Below are 22,266 nucleotides of genomic sequence, written 5' to 3'. Positions count from 1 at the left end.
TAATGTCGCGCCATGTGGGAATCTCTCCCGCCGATAACTCGGGATACGCACTACTCACAAAGCTAGTAACGGCTCCCGGGCCGAGTCACCCCTAAGCGGCCCCTGACGGAAGGCCGAACCCACTCGATAGGGGTGTCGCCGAATCCGCACCCTATGGCCGTCTCCAGGGGTCACCTAGGGGTCGGAAACCTATTCCGGCAGTCCTAGGATTCAACTCAGACGGATTGACCGGCACTTTGTCCGCTCGGGAGGCGATGCACAGTTCTCCGCCGTTGCACCCCCGGAACGCGAGAGGCCATCACACCATTCGGTGTGATGGCCTTCCGCATTGTGCTCGGCGCAAGAAGCTCACCGGGGGAAGTTCACCGGGCCGGGCCGCTGCTCTGGACGGCCGGCTGCGGGGCCAGGACGGCGATGGCGGTCACGATCAGGCCGTTGCCGGTCATCCACCGGCCGGTGAAACCGCCCAGCCGTTGCCCCTGCCAGCGGGGCCCGAGAACCAGGAGGCGCGCGGTGAACGTCCGCCGCACCGGGTCCACCGTGATCGCCGCGTCCTGGAAGTCGAGCCACCGCTTCGCCAGCGGGAACCACGCCTTGTACACCGACTCCTTGGCGCAGAACAGCAGCCGGTCCCAGCAGACGGCCGGATGCTCGGCGGCCAGAGCGCGGAGCATCTCGCGCTCCTGCGGCAGCGAGATGGCTTCCACCACGCCTGCGGCCAGCGGCTTGTCGGGCTCGGCGTCGATGCCGATCGTCCCCGCCGCCTGGGCGAGCGCGGCGGCCCGGTAGCCGGCGCAGTGGGTGATGCTCCCGATGACGCCCAGCGGCCACAGCGGCTCGCCGCGCAGCCCCGACAGCACGGGCACCGGCGCCACGCCGAGCCGTTCCATCGCCTTGCGCGCGCACAGCCGCGCCGTCGTGAACTCCTTGCGCCGCTTGTCCACGGCCCGCTGGATCAGCCGTTCCTCCTCCGGGAAGAGCATCGTCCCGGGCGGGTCGTCGAAGGTGTCGTACGCCTTGACCGTCGCGGGCAGGATGTGCTCGATCATCTTCACTCCGGAGCTGGAAGTACGGTCCTGAGCGGGCCGCCGGTGCGCCCGCGCGGAACCCACTCGCGCGGATAGCCCAGAGAGACCTCTTCGAAGCGCACCCCGTCGTGGAACGTCGTGCGAGGGATGTGCAGGTGCCCATAGACGACCGCGACCGCGTCATAGTGCAGGGGCCAGGTGGCGGTCCGCTCGGTCCCGCACCACAGGGCGAACTCCGGGTGCCGCAGGATCCGGGTCGGCTCGCGGACGAGCGGATAGTGGTTGACCAGGACGGTGGGCAGGCGCGGATCCCGCTCGCCGAGGCGGCGCCGGGTCTCCGCGAGCCGCGCCCGGCACCAGGCGTCGCGGGTCGGGTAGGGGTCCGGATGCAGCAGATACTCGTCGGTGCAGACGACGCCCGCCTCGTGCGCGCGTTCCAGTGCCAGGCGCTTGCCCGCGCCGTTCGCGCCGAAGGTGTAGTCGTAGAGCAGGAACAGCGGGGCGACGGTCACCGGACCGCCGAGTCCCGTCCAGACCGGATAGGGATCCTCCGGCGTCAGCACGCCGAGGCCCCGGCACATCTCCACCAGGGCGAGGTAGCGGTGCTCGCCCCGTAACTGGATCGGATCGTCGCGCGGTGTCCACAGCTCGTGGTTTCCGGGCGTCCAGACGACCGTGGAGAAACGGCTCTTGAGAAGGGTCAGCGCCCATTCGATGTCGGCGAACCGCTCGGCGACATCTCCGGCGATCAGCAGCCAGTCGTCGGCCGAATACGGAAAGACGTTCTGGACGACGGTCCTGTTCTCGGAGAAGGCCACATGGAGGTCGCTGACCGCCAGCAACCTCCCGCCACCCGACCCTCCAACGACCACCAGCACAGCTTATACAGCAGCATATCTCTGCGAAAGCCGACATAACTACTTTATGGGGCGCCATCCCCGGAAGTAGGGGGGACGCCTAGGGGTTGTCGCAGGTCAGGGAGTTCCCTCAAGGAGTTCCCAGGTCAGCGGGTACGGGCAGAACTCGTGTCATCCAGGGGGCCCCGCAAAACGTATATATAAGAGGATAAATACCTAGCTTCCACCTCAGCGCAAAGCCGATCCGTAACGCTGGATCCGACTTTGACCGGTCTTTGACCGCGCTTTGAGTGATGCTAGGTATCAATAGAAATGCAGCAGTCTGCGATTGGCACACTAAGGCGGCCCAATTGCGTTACACGAGGCTGGGACGAGATGGACCGGACATCTCGAACATCGGACTCGGCTCGCTGGCGCTCAGCGGCGCCTATGGCCCCATCGACCGCGATGAGGCGCTCGGGCTTATTCGCCGGGCCTTGGACGGCGGCGTGACGCTCCTGGACACCGCCGACTTCTACGCCGCCGGAGAGGTGGAGCGCCTCGTGGGCCGCGCCATCGCCGGGCGGCGCGACGAGGTGGTGGTCTCGACGCGCGGCGGCGTGCGCCGCGGCGCCCCCGGCGAGCCGATCGAGTTCGACGCGAACCCCGACCATCTGGCGCGGGCCTGCGAGGCGTCGCTGCAACGCCTCGGCGTCGACTGCGTCGACCTGTACTACCTGCACTGCCAGGACGACCGCGCTCCGGTGGAGGAGGCCGTGTCCCGGCTGTCGGAGCTCGTGCGGTCGGGCAAGATCCGCCATCTCGGGCTGACCAACGCCACGGTCGACCAGGTACGGCGGGCGCATGCCGTACATCCCGTCACCGCGCTCGCCCTGGAGTACTCGCTCTGGGGCCCGCACGCCCCGCCGGAGCTCCTCGACGAGGCGCGGCGGCTCGGCCTCGGCGTGGTCGCCGCCCGCCCGCTCGGCCGCGGCTTCCTCACCGGCCGGATCAGGTCGTCGCTCCAGCTCGGCGCCGCCGATTGGCGGCACGAGGACCCGCGCTTCCAGCAGGAACACCTGCGACTGAGCACGCGTCCGCTGCGGCAGATCGAGGCCGCGGCGGCCCAGCTCGACCTGGGCGCCGGCCGGCTGGCGCTGGCCTGGCTGCTCTCCCACGGCGATCACGTGGTGCCGGTGCCGAGCACCCGCGACCAGGTGCACCTGGAGATGAACCTGGCCGCCTCCGGTGTACGCCTGACGCCAGAAACCCGCGACCGGCTGGCCGGCATCCTCCCGGCCGGCGGCGCGAACCAGTCGGGCTCACTCCTGCTCTGACCCAGGCGCCCAGCCGAGTTCAGCGCCCAGACCTCGGGGCCCGATTGGCTCGGGGCACGGGGTCAAGGCGGCTCAGTCGGGATCGTTCCGGCTTTGGGGCGAGATCAGGGACGCGGCGAGCGCCTTGTTGACGGCGTCGATCCTGGACACGGCGTTGAGCTTGACGAAGATGTTGCGCATGTGCCGCTTCACGGTCGCCTCGGCGAGCCCGAGCCGGCGGGCGATCTGCCCGTTGCTGAGCGCCTGCGCGGCCAGTTGCAGCACCTCCTGCTCCTTCTGCGACAGCACGCCGGGCGCCGGCCCCTCCACGTGCGCGAGGCTGTGGCGCGACACCGCGAGCACCACCCGCGCCGGGTCCTCGTACACGCTCCTGATCGCCGCGATCAGCTCGTGCCGATGGACGCTCTTGAGCAGGTAGCCGCGGATGCCCGCGGCCAGCAGCCTGGTGAGGAGCTGCGGCCCGTCGTACATGCTCAGGATGATGATCTGCGTCTCCGGGGACAGGCACCGGATCCGGGTGACCGTCTCGGTCACCTCGTCACCGGGGATCTCCACGTCGAGCAGGACCACGTCGGGCCGGGTCTCGACGACGACGGCCAGCGCGGTCGCGGAGTCGCCGGCCTCGCCGACGATGCTCATCTCTCCGGAAGCCTCAAGGATCTCGCGCAGGCCCTCCCGGAAGAGCGCATGGTCGTCCACGATGGCGACGCTGATCTTGGTGTTACGGTCGGTCCGGTTCATGGGACTGTCTCTTGAGAGGGATGAGGAGCTCGACGAGACAGCCGTTGCCCGGGACGCTGGAGATGGCCACAGTGCCCCCGAGTAACTCGGCGCGCTCCCGCATGGACGTCAGACCCACGCCGCCACGCTCGCGGGCGCACGACGGGTCGAAGCCCTGCCCGTTGTCCTGGACGGTCGCGCTGAGCTCGTGCGGCGCGATGTCCACCCGCATGAGGATCACCGAGGGCCCGGCGTGGCTGAGCGCGTTGCGGGCGGCCTCCCGGATGATGAGGAACGCCTCGTCGAGGACCCTCGGCTCCGCCCATGACTCGTCACCGTTCACATCGAGGCCGACGGACACGACATCGTCCTCGACCGCCTCCAGGAAACCGAGCAGCGCCTTCTCCAGACTCCTCACGGGGACCTGGGGATGCAGCTCGGAGGTTATCTGCCGCAGGTTCTCCATCGTCTCCTGGATGGCCTGCTGAGCGACCCCGACCTTGACCTCCGCCCGCGCCGGGTCGCTGGCCCGGTGCACCTCCGACAGAGCGAGCTGCTGGTGCGCGACGCTGATCCCATGGCCGATGCGATCGTGCAGCTCACGGGCGATGCGACGGCGCTCCTCCCCCTGGGCCTCCTGCACCTGGTTGAGCAGGAAGCGGTGATAGCTCTCGGCGGACTCGCGGATTCGCCGGGAGAGGCTCTCCTCCATTCCGGTGGCCACGAGTGTGAATGCTTCGGCCGGCGAGTCCGCCTCGACGGCGATAAGCCGCGCGAGGTGACTCAGAGCTACTCGGAAAAAAAGCGAGCCCGCCTCAAGTGAGGCCTTCGGATGAACTCCGGTCGAGGCGCGAGTAGTGCCGACTTCCCATGCGTGGAACTTATAGAGCTCGTTGACCTGCACTTTTCCAGCACGGAGCGTGGCCGCCACATCGTCGAGGACGAACTCGGCGGTCATTACGGCTTGGTGCGTGGCGCGCGGATCTGCGGAGAGCGCGTTGCCGGTGGCCTGGAGCTGCGACTCGAATTCCCTGAGGATTTCTTCTCGACAAGCATCAACGAATCTCGCAGGGTCGTTCTCAGCATCGTATGCCGCATCCAAGGAGCCCCCTTGGCCATGGGACGCGCGTGCCCCAACTATCTCGCAGGTGCCTCACCAAAGCAACATATAAGGTCAGATATTAGAGATCAGCGCGGTAATGTGAACTAGGTGCTGCGTCACCATGAACGCCCTGTAAGGCCGGCGTTGTTGATCACTTCCGCCCTTGGCGGCTGATTGGCCCGCCGCGATCACCGCGACCGTCCCCGCCGCCATGGCGAGGCATACACCGGCGAGCGGCACGCGGAAGAACACGACGGCCACGCCGAGCGCGGCGGCCAGCGTGAGCGCGGCGACGTACATGCAATGACGTGACTTCCGCTCTCCGCAGGTCACCGCGATGGTCCGCCGGCCCGCCGCGGCGTCTCCCTCGATGTCGGACAGATCCTTGGCGGGTACGCCCACGAAGGCCATCCAGCAGGTGGCGGCGACCGCGAACACGATCAGGCCCTTCGGCGTGGACAGGCTCTCGCCGCCGGTAACGGCGGTCAGCCCGCCCCAGTACGACAGCAGCCCCGATGTGCACAGCACCACGACCGTGCCGGTCGAGCCGCTCTTGAGGTGGAACGGCGGCGCCGAGTAGACGTAGCCGAGCACCAGGTTGAGCCCGACGATCCAGGTCAGCGCCGGGGGCAGTCCGGCGGTCGCGGCGATCGAGAGAGCGGCCGCGACGGCGGCGACGACGGCCGCGGTCCGCGGAGCGAGGTCACCGCGGGCGATCGGACGACCGGACCCGTTGACCCGGTCCTCCGTGACGTCGGTGACGCCGTTGAGCAGGTAGATGGCGAAGATCGACAGAACCCAGGCCGCGGCCCCCTGCAGCACTTTCGCCGGTTCCGGCACCGGCGAGACCGGGAGGGCGAGCACGGCTCCGGCCATGAATCGAAGGGTCGACACGGCGAGTACGGCAGGACGGGCCTCGACGAAGCACAGCCGGAGCACCCGCGCACTGGATCGCAGGGCGGTGACACCTGGCGCTTGATTGGACACCGATAAGCTGACCATGACCGGATTGTCGCCTTCGGTAAGGGATCCGGTAAGGGCGGTATCCGAAAGTTGTAGTCGGCATTGGTACTTTAGATACCCCCCGTACTACTCTCGGCGCGCCACCCCGAACTCCTGGGGATCCGCCTTGTCCGGTCACGACCGCCCCTATAGCTTGAGGTCGCCGGTCGGGGCACGGAATCCAATCCCACCTCACCGGACTGAGAATCCTCACGTTAGGGAATCTGATGCCGGATTTCAAGTTACTGGGACCGATGGAGATGGTCGACGACCGCGGCCAGCCCCATATCCCGGTGGGGCCGAAGGTCCGGCAGGTTCTCGCGCTACTCGCGCTCAACGCTGGAAAGGTCGTCGAGGTCGATCTCCTTATCCATGAATTGTGGAGCGAGAACGAGCCGAAAGACGTCGTCAAGACCCTTCAGACGCACATTTATCACCTCCGCCGAATTCTGCTGAGAATGGGGCCGGCCGTGGCCCAGCTGGTCGTCACCCGAGCGCCCGGCTACCTGCTGCGCGCAGACCCGGGACGGGTGGACGCGCTCGTCTTCCCCCGGCTGGTCGAGCGGGCCGCCGGGCACCACCGCGCGGGCGACCACGAGGCCGCCGACCTGGTCCTTCGGAAAGCGCTGTCCATGTGGTCCGGCCCGCCGCTGGCCGACGTGCCGAGGGGCGCGGTGCTCGGCCCGCGCGCCACCGCGCTCGACGAACAGCGGCTGCGGGCGGTGGAGATGCACCTGGAGACCAGGATCCGGCTGGGCCTGCACGGCGAACTCATCGACGAACTCCGCGTGCTCGTGGCCGCCTATCCCTTGAACGAGAACTTCCATACCCAGCTCATCACGGCACTCGGCCGCGCGGGCCGACGCGCCGATGCCTGGCGCGCCTATGAAGGGCTGCGCGCGCTGCTGGAAGCCGAGCTGGGTGTGGAGCCCGCCTTCGACATCCAAAACCTCCATTTGACCGCTCCAGCAGGAAGTCATTCAGGAAAGGACGTCTGACGATGAAAGGCTTTGAGCGTTACGCCGGATTCACGCCCGTAGACCTGACCGACCGCACTTGGCCGAGCAATCGGATAGTGGCGGCGCCCCGCTGGTTATCGACCGATCTACGTGACGGCAACCAGTCGCTGGCCAACCCGATGACGCCTGAGCGCAAGCTCAAGATGTTCGACCTCCTGGTGGAAATCGGCTACAAGGAGATCGAGGTCGGCTTTCCCGTCGCCAGCCAGAACGACTACGACTTCGTCCGCCTGCTGATCGAGCGGGACCGGATCCCCGACGACGTGCGGATCACCGTGCTCACGCAGGCCCGCGACGAGCTGATCGAGCGGACCGTGGAGTGCCTCGAAGGGGCGCCGCGCGCCATGATCCACGTGTACAACGCCACGTCGCCGCTCTTCAGGCGGGTGGTCTTCGACATGAGCCGCGCCGAGTGCAAGGACCTGGCCGTCCAGGGCACGCGCCTGATGATGAAGTACGCCGAGCGGACGCTGCGCGACTGCGACCTGGGCTACCAGTACTCCCCCGAGCTCTTCAACGAGACCGAGCTCGACTTCTCCCTTGAGGTGTGCGAGGCCGTCATGGACGTCTGGCAGCCGGAGCGGGGGCGCGGCATCATCCTCAACTTCCCGACGACGGTCGAGCGGTCGCTGCCCAACGTGTTCGCCGACCAGATCGAGTGGCTCGACCGCAACCTGTCGCGCCGCGAGCACGTCTGCCTGTCCATCCACCCGCACAACGACCGCGGCACCGGGGTGGCCGCCGCCGAGCTGGCCCTGCTGGCGGGCGCCGAGCGGATCGAGGGCTGCCTGTTCGGCAATGGCGAGCGCGCCGGCAACGTCTGCCTGGTGACGCTGGGCATGAACATGTACGCCCACGGGATCGACCCGGGCATCGACTTCTCCGACATCAACGCGATCCGGCGCACGGTCGAGCTCTGCAACGAGCTGCCCGTGCATCCCCGGCACCCCTACGGCGGCGACCTCGTCTACACCGCCTTCTCCGGCTCGCACCAGGACGCCATCAAGAAGGGCTTCGACGACCTGGAGCGGACGGCCGACGAGAGCGGCGCCGACGTCGCCGAGCTGCCGTGGCGCATGCCGTACCTGCCCGTCGACCCCAAGGACGTGGGCCGTACGTACGAGGCGGTCGTGCGGGTGAACAGCCAGTCCGGCAAGGGCGGCGTCGCCTACGTGATGAGCGCCTGGCACGGGCTCAACCTGCCACGCGGGATGCAGGCCGACCTGTCGGCCAAGGTGCAGGCGCAGGCCGACGCGGTGGGCGGCGAGCTGTCGCCGAGCCGGATCGGGGCCATCTTCCGCGCCGAGTACCTCTTCCACGGCGACCCGTCGGAGCCCCTGCCCGTGGGGCGGGAGCCGGTGACGGCGGCGCTGTACATCGACGGGCGGTTCGACGTCGGCGGCGACCGGGCGGACGCCTGCCGCGCGCTCGGCTCGGTGCTGGCGCCCTGGGGCATCCAGGTCCGTGTCGTGCACCGCACCGGCCGCCCGCTCGACCACGAGCGGCCGAGCGGGCTCGGCGACCGCTCGGGCGACGAGACCGTGATCTACGCCGAGTGCCGGATGGGCGGCGCCGTCACCTGGGGCGCCGGCATCGACGCCGACATCGCCACGGCCGCCTACTCGGCCGTCCGCGCCGCCCGCGCCCGCCTCACCCCCGACGCACGACCCACCGAGGAGAAGGAGACCCGTGATGCTGAAGAGAATCCACCGGCAGCGCCCGCGCGGCCCCCGTACCCGAGGCCGTCTGGACCTGCGCACCCCGTCCGGCCGCAGGCTGCCCTTCTGACACCCAGCCGACTCTGACATCCAGCCGACTCTGACAGCCGACGAACGAAAAAGGGGAGGCCGATCATGGCCATGGACGAACGGCGGGAGGGCCTGACCTCCCTGGAGGAACTGCTGCGCGAGACGGTGGCCGGCAAGGGCAGGATCGCCATGGTGACCGGCGCCATCGCGACCGGCAAGAGCGAGCTCCTGTACGCGTTCGCGGAACAGGCCTTCGAGCACGGCGCGTTACCGCTCACCGCCACGGGATCCCTGGCGGAGAGCGGCCTGCCGCTCGGCGTACTGGCCCAGCTGCTGCACAACGCGCCCCTGACGGAGGAGCAGCGGGCCGCGACCATGGACCTGCTGCACGAGGGCATGAGCTCGCAGCTGTCGAGCGACCCGCAGGCCGAGGCCATCGACCACGTAGACGTGCAGATCGTCGACGCGCTCTGCGCGGCCCTGCTCGAACTGTCCGAGCGCTGCCCGCTGGTGATCGTCGTGGACGACGTCCACCAGGCCGACCGGGCCTCGCAGCTCTGCCTGGCCTATCTGGCGCGGCGGGTCAAGTTCGCCCAGGTCATGCTGGTCTTCAGCGCGCCGGACCACAGCGCGCACGTCCAGACGCTCTTCCACACCGAGGTGCTGCGGCAGCCGCACTGCCGGCCCATCCGGCTCACCCACCTGTCCGCCGAGGAGGTGGCGCACTGGGTGACCGTCCGGGCGGGCGCCGCGGCCGCCGACGGGTTCGCGGCCGACTGCTACGCGCTGAGCGGCGGCAACCGGCTGCTGGTGACCGCGCTCGTGGAGGACTTCCAGGCCACCGGCGCCCCTGGCGCGAGGTACGGCGAGGGCACGGTGGCCTGCTTGCGCCGCGCCGATCGCCGGATGACGGTCGTCGCCAGGGCGCTGGCCGTACTGGGCGAACCCGCCTCGATCGGCCCGCTGCTCGGCGGTGGCGAGAGCGCCGTCATCAAGCTGCTGAGCAGCGGCGACCTGCCGGGCGGCCGGTCTCCGGGCGGCGAGACGGCGGCCGACCGGCTGCTGGACGAGGGCGAGGCGGCGGTCGCCAAGGCGATCCAGGCGCTGACCGGCGCGGGCGTGCTGGAGCACGGTCACTTCCGCCACCCGGCGGCCAGGGCGGCCGTGCTCGCCGACCTCGACGCCGCCGAGCGCATCGACCTGCACCGCCGGGCCGCCGAGCTGACGTACGAGAGCGGTGCCCCGGCGGCCGTCGTCGCCGAGCACCTGCTGCAGGCCAGCCACGCCGGCGACCCCTGGGCCATCTCGGTCCTTGAGGAGGCGGCGCGGCAGGCGCTCCGCGACGACGGCGTGGAGTCGGCCATCGAGTACCTCAAGCTCGCCTGGCGGGCCTGCGTGGACGAGCGGCGGCGGGCCAGGATCACCACCACGCTCGTACGGGCGGAATGGCGGATCAACCCGAGTGCCCCCGCCACGCACCTGGCCGAGCTGACCGACGCCCTGCACAAGGGCTACCTGGGTGGCGGCGACACGGTGGTGCTGGCCAAGGCCCTGCTGTGGCACGGGCACGTGGCGGACGCGAAGGACGTCCTGGCCCACCTCAACGAGCTGGCCGAGCTGGACCAGGAGACCGTGGCCGAGCTGGCCGCGGCCCGCCCCTGGTTCCGCAGCCTGTACCCCTCGTTCCTGCCGCACCTGCCGGAGGTCAGCGGCGAGCAGGCGAGCAACGCCGCCTCGTCCGTCGTCGTCGGCCGCCGGATGGAGTCGGCCGGCGTGCTGGCCAGCGTCCTGACCCAAGGTCCCCGTGAGGAGACCGTGGCGACGGCCGAGCGCATCCTGCGCGGCTCCCGGCTGGACGAGATGACGATGGACACGGTGGAGACCGCGCTGCTGGCGCTGACGTACACGGACCGGCCGGGCAAGGCGGCGCCCTGGTGCGACGCGTTCATCGACGAGGCGGCCTCGCGGCGCGCGCCGAGCAGGCAGGCCCGGCTGTCCGCCATCCGGGCGGAGATCGGCCTGCGCAGGGGCGATCTGGCCGCGGCGGCCTACGACGCGCAGCGGGCCCTGGAGATCATCCCGGCCACCAGCTGGGGTGTGGCCGTCGGCGGGCCGCTGGGTAGCCTGCTGCAGGCGGGCGCGGCGATGGGCCGGCTGGACGACCATGTGCGGCAGTTCAACCAGCCGGTGCCCGAGGCGATGCTGGAGACCCGGTTCGGCCTGCAGTACCTGCACGGCAAGGGCCGCTTCAACCTCATGGCCGGCCAGCCGCACCAGGCGCTGCGCGACTTCCAGCTCTGCGGCGAGCTCATGCGCAGGTGGGAGCTGGACGTGCCGGGATTCATCGCGTGGCGTACGGACGCGGCCGAGGCGCTGATCCGCCTGGGCGACCACGAGGAGGCGCGCCGCCTGATCGACGAGCAGCTCGCCCGGTGCGGGCAGCAGTCCAGGCGGGTCCAGGGCATCGCGATGCGCCTGCTGGCCGCGGTGAGCGAGACACGGCACCGCCCGATGCTGCTGCGCAAGTCGGCCGACCTGCTGCAATCGGGCGGCGACCGGTACGAGCTGGCCAGGACCTTGTTCGACCTGACGGCGGCCTACCACGCCAACGGCGAGTACCGGCGGGCGGGCATGTTCGGCAGGCGCGCCCGGCTGCTCGCGGTGGAATGCCAGGCCGAGCCGCTGACCCTGGCGCTCAGCCGGGGCGGCAAGGGCGACCGGAGCGCCGCGAACTCCGCCGGCGTGACGGGAATCCTCAGCGACGCCGAGCGGCGGGTGGCGGCGCTGGCGGCCGAGGGCTACACCAACAGGGAGATCTCCGCCAAGCTGTTCATCACGGTGAGCACGGTGGAGCAGCATCTGACGCGGATCTACCGCAAGCTCAATGTCACCCGGCGCACCGAGCTGCCGGCCAGCCTCACGGGCGAGGAGTCCATGCGGGCGCAGGTGCTCAGCTGACGCGAAAGCCCCGAGAAGCGCGTATAAGCCCCCGAAAAGCGCATGGCACGCCTTTCGGGGGCTTCTCGTGTGCCGGTTTGCGGGCTTTCACAGGGGATGTTCTGGTGGGCTTCACAGGGGGATGTTCGAATGCCGTCCTCTCGTGTGTGGTGCGCGGGCAAGGGCCTCGGCGAGCCGGAAGCGCGTGGTCGCGGGCGCGATGACCTCGTCGACCACGCCGAGCGACATCGCCCGCTCGACCCCGCCGGAGATCCGCTGGTGCTCCTCGACCAGCCGGGCCAGCAGCTCGGGCCGCTCAACCTCGGAGGCCGCGGCGAGTGCCTTCCTGTGCAGGACGCCGACCGCCGCCTCGGCGCCCATCACCGCCACCTCGGCGTCGGGCCAGGCGAAGACCGTGGTGGCGCCGAGGGAGCGGGAGTTCATGGCGATGTACGCGCCGCCGTACGACTTGCGGGTGATCAGCGTGACCCTGGGCACGACCGACTCGGCGAAGGCGTGCAGGAGTTTGGCGCCCCGCCGGACGACCCCGCCCCATTCCTGCCCGACTCCCGGCAGGTAGCCGGGCACGTCCACCAGGACGACGAGCGGGACGCCCAGCGCGTCGCACATCCGGACGAAGCGCGAGCTCTTCTCTGCCGACAGCGAGTCGAGGCAGCCGCCCTTGCGCAGGGGGTTGTTCGCGAGCAGGCCGACGGTCCGGCCGCCGAGACGACCGAGGCCGACCAGCATGTTCGGCGCCCAGCGGGGCTGCAGCTCCTCGAACACCGGCCCGCGCTCGTCACGGTCCATGACGCCGCGCACCAGGGGCCGCACGTCGTAGGCGCGGCGCGGCGATTCGGGGAGCAGCGCGCCCAGGTCCTCCCAGTCGTCCTGCAGCAGATCGAGGTCGAAGCTGCCGGGGCGGGCGAAGAATCCGGCGAGGCGGCGGGCCCGCTCATATGCCTCGTCCTCGTTTCCGACGACGATGTGGGCGACCCCGGATTTACCGCCGTGCGCTTCCGGACCGCCGAGCCCGGCCATGTCGATTTTCTCGCCGGTGACGCTCCGCACGATATCGGGACCGGTCACGAAGACGCGCCCCGCGTCGGCCATGATGACGATATCGGTGAGCGCCGGGCCATAAGCCGCGGCGCCCGCGGCGGGCCCGAGAATGACCGAGATCTGCGGAACAACACCGGACGCCTTCGTCATGGCGGCGAACATCCGGCCCACGCCGTCCATGGATTCAACGCCGTCCGCGAGCCGGGCCCCGCCCGAATGCCATAACCCGATCACCGGGCAGTCGAGCCGTACGGCGGTCTCGATGGCGGCCACGATGTGACGGGCGCCATGCGCGCCCAGCGCGCCGCCCATCCGCGTGGCGTCGGTGCAGTAGGCGACGATGGGCGAGCCGCCGACCAGGCCGGACACGGCCTGGACACCGCTGTCGTCGGCGGCGTGGAGCGGCATGAGAGAGCCGGGATCCGCCAGCCGCGCGAGGCGGACGGACGGCGATCGGGTGTCTGCGGATTGCTCGACCAGAACAGTGGACATGGGCCATTTCCCTGCTGCCGTGAATCGATCAGAAGTCGTGAATCGACCAGGAGTAACGCCGAATTTGTCAAGGGCGCCGTTATCAGCCAACCCCTAGCAACTCCGCCGGTGGTCGTCAGGCCGGTGGCAACTTGTGGCCGGAACTTCTGCGCGTTGACGCGCGAGGGCGATTCACGCTGCCATGAAATGATCTCAATCCTGGAGGACGACCTTGTCTCTGTGGTCTTTACCGATGGTCGCCGCCCTTGTGGCCGCGACGGCGATCCCGGCAGGCGCCGCTGTTACCGCCGCTCCGGGGACCGCCCCAGAACCGTATCCGGTCGCGTTGGTCAACACTTTCCTCGGCACTCAGGAGGCGGGTCCCGACTTCGGTCACGGCGGTGGCGCCGGGATGAACTTCCCCGGCGCCGTCCTGCCGTTCGGGATGATGCAGTGGAGCCCCGACACGGTGGCGAACGCCGGAGGTGGCTACAAGTGGGAGGACAACCGCTTACGTGGCTTCTCCATGACCCACATCAACGGCCCTGGCTGCACCGGGGCGCAGGACTTCCCCGTGATGCCGATCTCCGGAAAAATCGATAAGTCGCCTGCTACGCATGGCATGGACTACGTCCAGACGTACAAGCATGACAATGAGAAGTCCACGCCGGGCTCCTACACCACCACCCTCGACACCGGGGTGAAGGCGGAGCTGGCCGCGACCCAGCGGGCCGGCGTCGGGCGGTTCACCTTCCCCGCCGGCAAGCCGGGCACGCTGCTGCTCAACACCAGCGGCTCGATCAACGGCGTGGACGACGGCGAGACCAAGATCAGTGGCAACACCGTCCAGGGCTGGGTGCAGACCGGCGGCTTCTGCGGCACGCCGATGCGCTACAAGGTCTACTTCCACGCCACCTTCGACCAGCCGATCACGTCCTACGGCACCTGGAAGGACGACCTCGTCCAGCCGAGCGCCCTGTCCGTCAAGAACGCCTCGGCCGCCAAGGTCGCCGAGGCGGAGGCCGTGACGGCGGGCGACGTCGTCGTGAACGGGCCCGGCTCGGGCGCCTACCTGGAGTTCGACGGCACCAAGCCGGTGCAGATGCGGGTCGGCCTGTCGTACGTGAGCGTGGACGGCGCGAAGAAGAACCTCGACGCGGAGGTCGGCACCACCGGGTACGACTCGGTCGCCCTGAACGGGGCCTCCATCTGGAACGACCGGCTCAGCCAGGTGCTGGTCTCCGGCGGCACCACCGACCAGCGGCGCACCTTCTACAGCAACCTCTACCACGCGCTGCTGCAGCCGCACGTCGCCGAGGACGCCGACGGCACCTACACCGGCTCGGACGGCAAGCTCCACACCGTCGCCGCCGGCCGCCACCACTACGCGACGTTCTCCGGCTGGGACGTCTACCGCAGCGAGGTGCAGCTCCTGGCCCTGCTCGACCCGGCCGTGGGCAGCGACATCGCCCAGACCATGTACGAGAACGCGCACCTGCTCGGCGACGTCTGGGACCGCTGGTCGCTGCAGAACGAGATCACCGGCGTCATGGTCGGCGACCCGTACCACTCGATCGTCTCCAGCCTGTACGCCTTCGGCGCCCGGAACTTCCCGGCGGCCGACGCGATGAAGTCGATGGTCACGGCGGCCCAGCGGGTCGGCGGGATGGACATCGGCCACCCGCAGATCAAGTACGACGAGCGGCCGGGCAACGCCGCCTTCATGAACAAGGGCTACGTCGTCTCGGACCCGTCCATGACGCTGGAGTACGGCATCGCCGACTTCGGCATCGCCCAGCTGGCCTCCCGGCTCGGCTACCGCGACGTCTCCGCCACCTTCATGAAGCGCTCGCAGTCCTGGCAGAACACCTACAACCCGGCCAACTCCTGGATCCAGCCCAAGATGGCGGACGGGTCGTTCACCTCGCCCTTCGACCCCGCCAGCCCCGACTCCTACATCGAGGGCAACGGCGCCCAGTACCACTGGATGGTCCAGCACAACCCGCGCGGGCTGTTCGACGCGATGGGCGGCAACGCCAAGGCCATCCCCCGGCTGGACGCCTACTTCAAGGCGCTCAACGCCGGGCCGAACGAGCCCTACGCCTACCTCGGCAACGAGCCCGCGCTGCCGTCGCCGTGGCTGTACGCATGGGCCGGGCAGCCGTACAAGACCCAGGACCTGGTCCGGCGGGTGCAGCAGGAGCTCTTCAAGCCAGGACCTGACGGGCTGGTCGGCAACGACGACCTGGGCGCGATGGCGTCCTGGTACGTCTGGTCGGCGATGGGCCTGTTCCCCGCGATCCCCGGCCGGGCCGAGCTGCTGGTCAACACCCCGCTGTTCGACAGGATCAGCATCAAGCGGCCCCAGGGCAACATCGACATCTACTCCCCCGGCTCCACCAACCGCTACATCCAGTCGCTCAAGGTCAACGGGACGACGTCCGGCAAGGCGTGGCTGCCCGAGTCGTTCGCCCTGCAGGGCGGCCGGCTCGACTTCACGCTCGGCGCCTCGCCGAACACCACGTTCGGCACCGGCACGTCGAACGCGCCGCCGAGCTTCAACGAGGGCGCCAAGACCTACCTGGCCGGGTTCAACCCCGGCAGCGGGCCCGTCGAGCCGGGCGGGACCTTCGCGGCCACGCTCGCGGTGCAGTCCACGGGCGCCGCCGGCACCGTCAAGTGGCAGGCCAAGCCGCCGGCCGGGATCACCGTGACCCCGGCGAGCGGCACACTGACCGTCCCGGCGCTGGGCAAGGCCACTCAGGCGGTCCAGGTCTCGGTGGCCTCGGGCACCGCGCTCGGCTTCGTCACCGTGCCGATCTCCGTCACCGCGCCGACCTACTCCGGCGGCGCCACGATCGTCAGCGACCTCACGGCCAGCGTGCGGCTGAACGTGGCCACCCGCGGCACGCCCGAGTGGTCGCACAACCTCGCGGGCATCGGGGACGACGCCGAGTCGGGCCTGGCCAACCTCGACGCGGCGGCCTTCAGCTACTCGGGGCAGGCCCTGGCCGCCGCCGGGCTCAAGCCGGGCGGCAAGGTTTCCTGGAACGGCTTCGAGTTCACCTGGCCGAACCGCAAGCCCGGCGAATGGGACAACGTCAAGGTGGGGACCCAGCCGATCGAGGTGGCCGCGCCCGCCGGGGCCACGAAGATCGCCTTCCTGGGCTCGACCACCAACGGCTGGTCGGAGGTGACCGCGACGATCACCTACACCGACGGCTCCACCGGCACCGGCAAGCTCGGGCTCAGTGACTGGATGCTGGACTTCGGGGGCGGCCAGCCCCGATACGGCAACCAGGTCGTGGCCTCGACGCCGTATCAGCTCTACAACGGTTCGTGGATGATGCGGCCCCTCGGCTCGTACGTCTTCGCGGCGCAGCCGATCGCGCTCGACCCGGCCAAGAGGGTGAAGAGCATCACCTTCTCGCCGGTCCAGGAGGGGGCGATGCACATCTTCACCTGGGCATTTGCCTGATTTTTAGCCGCGGCTCCCCCCTGCCTGGCAGGGGGGAGCCGCGCTTTTGTGCGACAGCGCGCTTGCATTATGTAGGCTCCACCTGCCCTAATTTAGGTAAGCCTTTCCTACAGCGTGCGGGAGTGTCGGTGTTCGCCAGCTACCTCATAGGACTGCGTGAAGGACTGGAGGCGACACTCGTCGTCTCAGTCCTGATCGCCTTCCTGGTCAAAAGTGACCGAAAGGACAAGCTGCCTCACGTCTGGATCGGCGTCGTGGCCGCCCTCGCGCTGGCCGTCGGGTTCGGCGCGCTGCTGACCTTCACGGCGGCCAACCTCGGTCACACGGGGCAGGAACTCTTCGACGCGATCACCTCGCTGCTGGCCGTGGTGTTCGTCACCTGGATGATCTTCTGGATGCGCCGGATGGCCCGCGCGCTCTCCAAGGAGCTGCGCGGCAAGCTCACGGAGGCGCTCGAGATGGGCTCGCTCGCCGTGGTCGTGATGGCCTTCCTGGCCGTGGCCCGTGAAGGGCTGGAGACGGCACTGCTGTTCTTCGCCTCCGTCCAAGGCGCCACCACCACCGCGTCGCCGCTCATCGGCATCAGCCTGGGCCTGCTCACCTCGGTGGCGATCGGGTGGGGCATCTATCGCAGCGCCCTGAAGATCAACCTCACCAAGTTCTTCACCTGGACGGGCCTGCTGCTGATCCTGGTGGCCGCCGGCATCTTCAAGTACGGCGTGCACGACCTGCAGGAGGCCAACATCCTTCCGGGCCTGACCACCTACGCCTTCGACATCAGCGCGATCCTGCCCGCCGACTCCTGGTATGGCGCGCTGCTGGCCGGAATGCTCAACATCACTCCTCAGCCGAGCGTGCTGGAGGCCCTGGCCTGGGTCCTCTATCTCGTCCCGACCCTCATCCTCTTCCTGCGCCGCCCCCAGTCGACCTCAGCCCCGGCGAAGTCCACCGCCGCGCCCGAACAGGAGCGTCATGCTTAACTCCACCGCCCGCGGCCTCGCCTTGGTGTTCGGGGCGTTCACCCTGGCCGCCTGCGGCTCCGGTACGCCGGCCACGCCCGGCTCCGCCGCATCCGCCAAGCCGGGGAAGATCAGCGTCGCCGCCTCCGACACCGAGTGCAAGGTCGCCACCGCTGAGGTGCCCGCGGGCACCAGCACGTTCACGATCACCAACGGCGGCAGCAAGGTCACCGAGTTTTACGTGTACGCGCCGGGCGACCGCGTCATGGCCGAGGTGGAGAACATCGTGCCGGGCCTGACCCGCGAGGTCATCGCCGAGCTGCCCGCCGGGTCGTACGAGACGGCCTGCAAGCCCGGCATGGTGGGCAAGGGCCTGCGCAACGCGCTCAAGGTGACCGGTGAGCACAAGCCGCTCACCGACAACGCCAAGCTGGCCGAGGCCACCGCCAGCTACAAGCGCTACATCAAGACGCAGAGCGACACGCTGCTGGTCAAGACGCAGGAGTTCGTCGACGCGGTCAAGGCGGGCGACATCGCCAAGGGCAAGGAGCTCTTCCCGGTCGCGCGTACGTACTGGGAGCGCATCGAGCCGGTCGCGGAGATCTTCGGCGACCTGGACCCGGCGATCGACGCCCGCGAGGCCGACCTGGCGGCCGGCGAGAAGTGGACCGGCTTCCACAAGATCGAGAAGGATCTCTGGATCACCAAGGACATCAGCAAGGACGGCCCGGTGGCCGACAAGCTGATCGCCGACGTCAAGACCATCGTGGCGAAGTCCAACTCCGCCGAGCTGACCCCGCTCAACCTGGCCAACGGCGCCAAGGAGCTGCTCGACGAGGTCGCCACCGGCAAGATCACCGGCGAGGAGGACACCTGGTCGCACACCGACCTGTGGGACTTCGACGCCAACCTGCAGGGGTCCAAGGCCGCCGTGCAGGCGCTCCGCCCGGTGCTGGACGAGCGCGCGCCCGACCTGGTCAAGACGCTGGACGAGAAGTTCGCCGCGGCCGAGGCCGCCTTGGGCAAGCACCAGAAGGGCGATGGCTGGCAGCTGCACAACGAGCTGTCCAAGGCCGAGCTGAAGGCGCTGTCGGACGCGATCAACGCGCTGGCCGAGCCGATCAGCAAGATCGCCCCGATCGTGACGAAGTAGGAGAGGCAGGACCATGAGCGAGCGCATGAGCCGCAGGAAGCTGTTCGGCATGGGCGCGGCGGGGGCGGCGGCCGTCGGCGTCGGCGCCGTGGCCACGCGCTCGCTGCTCGAAGAGCCGCCGGTCGCGCACGCGGCCTCGATCTCCGACCCCGTCTCCTTCTACGGCGAGCACCAGGCGGGCATCGTCACGCCCGCCCAGGACCGGCTGCACTTCGTCTCCTTCGACGTGACCACCGACAAGCGGGCCGAGCTGGTCGAGCTGCTGCAGGAGTGGACGGCCGCGGCCGCCCGGATGGTGCAGGGCAAGGAGGCGGGCACGTTCGGCACGCTCGGCGGGGTTCCCGAGGCGGCGCCCGACGACACGGGCGAGGCGCTCGGCCTGCCCGCCTCCGGCTTGACGCTGACGATCGGCTTCGGGCCGTCGCTCTTCGACAAGCGGTTCGGCCTGGCGGGCAAGCGCCCCGCCGCCCTCGCCGATCTCCCGAAATTTCCTGGCGAGGCGCTCATTCCGGAAATATCCGGTGGCGACATCTGCGTGCAGGCGTGCGCGCACGACCCCCAGGTCGCCGTGCACGCCATCCGCAACCTGGCCAGGATCGGCTTCGGCAAGGTGTCGGTCCGCTGGTCCCAGCTCGGCTTCGGCCGTACGTCCTCCACCTCGCGCGCCCAGGCGACGCCGCGCAACCTGATGGGCTTCAAGGACGGCACGAACAACCTCAAACTGGAGGACGCCGAACTGCTGCGCCGGCAGCTGTGGGTGGACGCCCAGGACGGCCCCGCCTGGATGACCGGCGGCAGCTACATGGTCACCCGGAAGATCCGCATGATGGTCGAGACCTGGGACCGTACCTCGCTGGCCGAGCAGGAGGCCATCTTCGGCCGGGACAAGGGCGCCGGCGCGCCGCTGGGCAAGAAGGCGGAGTTCGACCCGCTGGACTTCGCGGCCAAGGGCGCCGACGGCGGGCCGCTCATCAAGGCCGACGCCCACGTCCGGCTGGCCCACCCCAGCACCAACGGCGACGCCCACCTGCTGCGCAGGGGCTACAACTTCGTGGACGGCTCCGACGGGCTCGGCCGCCTGGACGCCGGGCTGTTCTTCATCGCCTACCAGCGGGATCCGCGCAAGCAGTTCGTGCCGGTGCAGATGCGGCTGGCCAAGAGCGACGCACTCAACGAGTACATCAAGCACATCTCCAGCGGGCTGTGGGCCTGCCCGCCGGGGATGCGGGACGCGGGTGACTACTGGGGACGCGCGCTCTTCGCCTGACTGGGCGCGCGCCCAACGCCTGTCGTACAGCCGCTTGCAAGCGTCTTCGGTTCCCTGTGTTTACCTAAGTAAAACGGACATCGGCGTAGCCTCGTCGCACCCGACCGAGGCCGGGCAGTGATCCGGTGGAAGCCGAAGCCGCGTCCGTCCGGCAAGCCGGGCGGACCGTGGTTGAGAACCGCGTTGTCAGGGCCTGACTGCGCACTGCTGGAGGGAGTGCACCTCTTGGGCCACCGCCCCGCCGGACACTGTCCCGTTGATGCGAACACCAACGAGGGCGGGGACCGAGCGCCAGTCAGACACCCGGCTGTGACAGAAAATTACCGCACGACTACCATCCGTCGCAACCAAGCCAGCCGAAGGAATCCAACAACAGTTCTACCGGTAACCTCCGACTTGCATAGCGAGCGCCAGCAACAGCTCGTGCCCCCTACAGCGGTCGCCGATTCCTACCCCGACCTCAAGGCCAGCCAGAACTTCGCCGAACTCCAGGAAGAACTGGCCACCACCGAGAACCGGATCGCCTACTCCCGCCAGTACTACAACGACGCCGTCCTCACCTACAGCAACGCGATCCAGACCGTCCCGGCCAACATCGTCGCGGGCATGGGCGGGTTCACCGCCCGCGAATACTTCCAGGCGCCCGGCGAGGAGCGCGGGCCCGTACAGGTGCGGTTCTGATGGCCGTCTGGTTCGCCGCGGCGGCCGTCGCCACCGCCTTGTGGGCGCTGCTCCTGCTGGCCCTGGCGGTCGCGACCCGCACCCCGGACATCACCCCCGGCCCGCCCAGCGGGGCACTCGCGGACGAATCGCTCGCCGTGGTCGACCTCATCACCGGTGGCTGGCGCCTGTGCGACGAGGCCGCCTCGGCCACCCTGCTCGACCTCGCCGCGCGGGGCGCCGTCCAGATCGAGGAGGTCGGACCGGAGCTGTCGCTGGTACGGCTGCGCAAGGCCGAGGGGCTGAACCCGTACGAGCAGCTTGTCTATGAGCACGTGCGCTCACTCGCGCGCGACGGCGTCGTGGCGACCGGCGCGCTGGCCGAGGGCTCGCGCAACCTGGGCCGCTGGTGGAAGAGCTTCCGCAAGAAGGTCATCGCCGACGCCCGGCGGCGGGGACTGTCGCGGGCGCGCTGGAGCCGGGCACACGCGACGCTGCTGTTCGCGGCGGCGCTGGTGCCCGCCACGCTGGTGGCCGTCGCGGTGACCGTGGCCGACACCGGCTCCGACCGCGACGGCGGCATCGGCGCGGGCGTCCTCGCCTACGCCGCGCTGGTCTACCTGGCGGGCCGGCTGAACGGCGAACGCGGCACCGACCTGGGCGTCCAGGCGGCGGGGCACTGGCTGGCCGTACGCGAGAGCCTGTCGAACTCCCGCTTCGCCGACAAGCCCGCGGCGAGCGTGACCATCTGGGGCCGCCCCCTGGCGTACGCGGCCGCCCTCGGGCTCGCGCCGCGCGCGGTGCGCAGCCTGCCGGTGAGCGTGCCCGCCGACGACCGCCGGGCCTGGTCCGACTATGGCGGCATGTGGCACGCGGTGGACGTACGCTACCCGTCACGGCTCATCTGGGGCAGGCCGCCGCTGCACGCCATCGGCCGCGGCCTGGCGGCGGGGTTCTTCGCCGGCTTCTGGACGTGGATCGTGCTGATCGCCCTGTCCGCGTTCGAGCTGTGGCCGCAGGCCCTGGCCCAGCCCGGCGGCTTCGCCGTCGGCCTCGCGATCGCCGCCGTGCCCGCCGGCCGCGCCCTCCTGGACCTCACCGGCCAGACCTGGATCGAAGGCCAGATCGTCCGCCTGCGCAGACGCCGGTCGGGAGGCAACGAGAACCGGCCGAAGTACGTCTACTGGTGCGCCGTCGACGAGGGCCGGGGCCGCGAGCTCAAGGCGTACGGCGTGGCCGAGGACCAGTGGAGCCGCCTGTCGGAGGGCGATGTGGTCCGCGCCAGGGCCGGGCGGCGGGTCGGCTGGATCGGCGAGATCGAGGTGCTACGGAACACCGCCCACCGAGGCCACTACGCCGACACCCGGGACCACCTGATCGACGCCCCACGCAACCTCGGCGAGGTCCGTCCGGGGTGGCGAGGGCAGGACGGCGGTATGGGTTACTGATCGTGCCGCCGGCCTTACGGCCCTCGATCGGCTCCAAAA

The 22,266-nt window shown here is 69.6% G+C and carries 16 protein-coding genes; 10 read left to right on the top strand and 6 right to left on the bottom strand.

Translation table 11 applies throughout. The features are described from left to right. Nucleotides 1–362: 362 nt before the first annotated feature. Together AB0B64_RS14010 and AB0B64_RS14005 are read right to left on the bottom strand one after the other, a co-directional pair. Entirely contained in the window at nucleotides 363–1,049 is a 687-nt protein-coding gene (locus AB0B64_RS14010) for a 4'-phosphopantetheinyl transferase superfamily protein (protein ID WP_357942028.1), read from the bottom strand. Between the two features lie 2 nt (nucleotides 1,050–1,051). Continuing rightward, nucleotides 1,052–1,900, bottom strand: coding sequence for a metallophosphoesterase (locus AB0B64_RS14005; protein ID WP_357942026.1), 849 nt, complete (start codon nucleotides 1,898–1,900; stop codon nucleotides 1,052–1,054). 335 nt (nucleotides 1,901–2,235) lie between these two features. Between AB0B64_RS14005 and AB0B64_RS14000 the strand changes: the two genes are divergently transcribed. Next, complete coding sequence (locus AB0B64_RS14000) at nucleotides 2,236–3,201, top strand: aldo/keto reductase (RefSeq protein ID WP_358177327.1); 966 nt, start codon at nucleotides 2,236–2,238, stop codon at nucleotides 3,199–3,201. 72 nt (nucleotides 3,202–3,273) lie between these two features. Here the strand turns inward: AB0B64_RS14000 and AB0B64_RS13995 are convergent, their stop codons facing one another. The 3 genes from AB0B64_RS13995 to AB0B64_RS13985 form a co-directional block, all read right to left on the bottom strand. After that, the gene (locus AB0B64_RS13995) at nucleotides 3,274–3,942 is read right to left on the bottom strand and encodes a response regulator transcription factor (RefSeq protein WP_357942022.1); all 669 of its coding nucleotides are present in this window, start codon (nucleotides 3,940–3,942) and stop codon (nucleotides 3,274–3,276) included. Then, the gene (locus tag AB0B64_RS13990; RefSeq protein ID WP_357942021.1) at nucleotides 3,923–4,645 is read right to left on the bottom strand and encodes a sensor histidine kinase; all 723 of its coding nucleotides are present in this window, start codon (nucleotides 4,643–4,645) and stop codon (nucleotides 3,923–3,925) included. Before AB0B64_RS13990 ends, AB0B64_RS13995 begins: the two co-directional genes overlap by 20 nt. A 450-nt stretch (nucleotides 4,646–5,095) precedes the next feature. Then, nucleotides 5,096–6,025: a UbiA family prenyltransferase gene (locus tag AB0B64_RS13985; protein WP_358177324.1), complete on the bottom strand. Its 930-nt coding sequence runs from the start codon at nucleotides 6,023–6,025 to the stop codon at nucleotides 5,096–5,098. 227 nt (nucleotides 6,026–6,252) lie between these two features. Between AB0B64_RS13985 and AB0B64_RS13980 the strand changes: the two genes are divergently transcribed. The 3 genes from AB0B64_RS13980 to AB0B64_RS13970 are packed head-to-tail and all read left to right on the top strand — an operon-like array spanning nucleotide 6,253 to nucleotide 11,750. Further along, on the top strand, nucleotides 6,253–7,023 hold the full coding sequence (locus AB0B64_RS13980; protein ID WP_358177321.1) for an AfsR/SARP family transcriptional regulator: 771 nt from the start codon (nucleotides 6,253–6,255) through the stop codon (nucleotides 7,021–7,023). A 2-nt stretch (nucleotides 7,024–7,025) separates the two neighbouring features. Beyond that, nucleotides 7,026–8,849 (top strand): 2-isopropylmalate synthase, encoded by a 1,824-nt coding sequence (locus tag AB0B64_RS13975; RefSeq protein ID WP_358177318.1) that lies wholly within the window; start codon nucleotides 7,026–7,028, stop codon nucleotides 8,847–8,849. 48 nt (nucleotides 8,850–8,897) lie between these two features. Continuing rightward, complete coding sequence (locus AB0B64_RS13970) at nucleotides 8,898–11,750, top strand: AAA family ATPase (RefSeq protein WP_358177315.1); 2,853 nt, start codon at nucleotides 8,898–8,900, stop codon at nucleotides 11,748–11,750. Between the two features lie 111 nt (nucleotides 11,751–11,861). Here the strand turns inward: AB0B64_RS13970 and AB0B64_RS13965 are convergent, their stop codons facing one another. Next, nucleotides 11,862–13,283, bottom strand: coding sequence for a carboxyl transferase domain-containing protein (locus AB0B64_RS13965; RefSeq protein WP_358177312.1), 1,422 nt, complete (start codon nucleotides 13,281–13,283; stop codon nucleotides 11,862–11,864). A gap of 232 nt (nucleotides 13,284–13,515) precedes the next feature. Between AB0B64_RS13965 and AB0B64_RS13960 the strand changes: the two genes are divergently transcribed. The 6 genes from AB0B64_RS13960 to AB0B64_RS13935 all read left to right on the top strand — a co-directional run bounded on the left by AB0B64_RS13960 (nucleotide 13,516) and on the right by AB0B64_RS13935 (nucleotide 22,227). Continuing rightward, complete coding sequence (locus tag AB0B64_RS13960) at nucleotides 13,516–16,740, top strand: GH92 family glycosyl hydrolase (RefSeq protein ID WP_358177309.1); 3,225 nt, start codon at nucleotides 13,516–13,518, stop codon at nucleotides 16,738–16,740. A gap of 122 nt (nucleotides 16,741–16,862) precedes the next feature. After that, nucleotides 16,863–17,720: an iron uptake transporter permease EfeU gene (gene efeU, locus AB0B64_RS13955; RefSeq protein ID WP_358177306.1), complete on the top strand. Its 858-nt coding sequence runs from the start codon at nucleotides 16,863–16,865 to the stop codon at nucleotides 17,718–17,720. Beyond that, nucleotides 17,713–18,852 carry an iron uptake system protein EfeO gene (gene efeO / locus AB0B64_RS13950; RefSeq protein WP_358177303.1) on the top strand — a complete coding sequence of 380 codons (1,140 nt, stop codon included), beginning with the start codon at nucleotides 17,713–17,715 and terminating at the stop codon, nucleotides 18,850–18,852. The genes efeU and efeO overlap by 8 nt, the downstream gene beginning before the upstream one ends. Nucleotides 18,853–18,865: 13 nt before the next feature. Further along, on the top strand, nucleotides 18,866–20,119 hold the full coding sequence (efeB, locus tag AB0B64_RS13945) for an iron uptake transporter deferrochelatase/peroxidase subunit (RefSeq protein ID WP_358177300.1): 1,254 nt from the start codon (nucleotides 18,866–18,868) through the stop codon (nucleotides 20,117–20,119). Between the two features lie 117 nt (nucleotides 20,120–20,236). After that, entirely contained in the window at nucleotides 20,237–20,800 is a 564-nt protein-coding gene (locus tag AB0B64_RS13940) for a LemA family protein (protein ID WP_357942005.1), read from the top strand. Then, complete coding sequence (locus tag AB0B64_RS13935) at nucleotides 20,800–22,227, top strand: hypothetical protein (RefSeq protein ID WP_358177297.1); 1,428 nt, start codon at nucleotides 20,800–20,802, stop codon at nucleotides 22,225–22,227. The genes AB0B64_RS13940 and AB0B64_RS13935 overlap by 1 nt, the downstream gene beginning before the upstream one ends. Nucleotides 22,228–22,266 lie beyond the last annotated feature (39 nt).

Origin of the sequence: Nonomuraea sp. NPDC049129 (assembly GCF_040648495.1) — a bacterium.
In the GTDB taxonomy this organism is placed as follows: Bacteria; Actinomycetota; Actinomycetes; order Streptosporangiales; family Streptosporangiaceae; genus Nonomuraea.
This window is presented reverse-complemented; position numbering and strand designations above follow the sequence as displayed.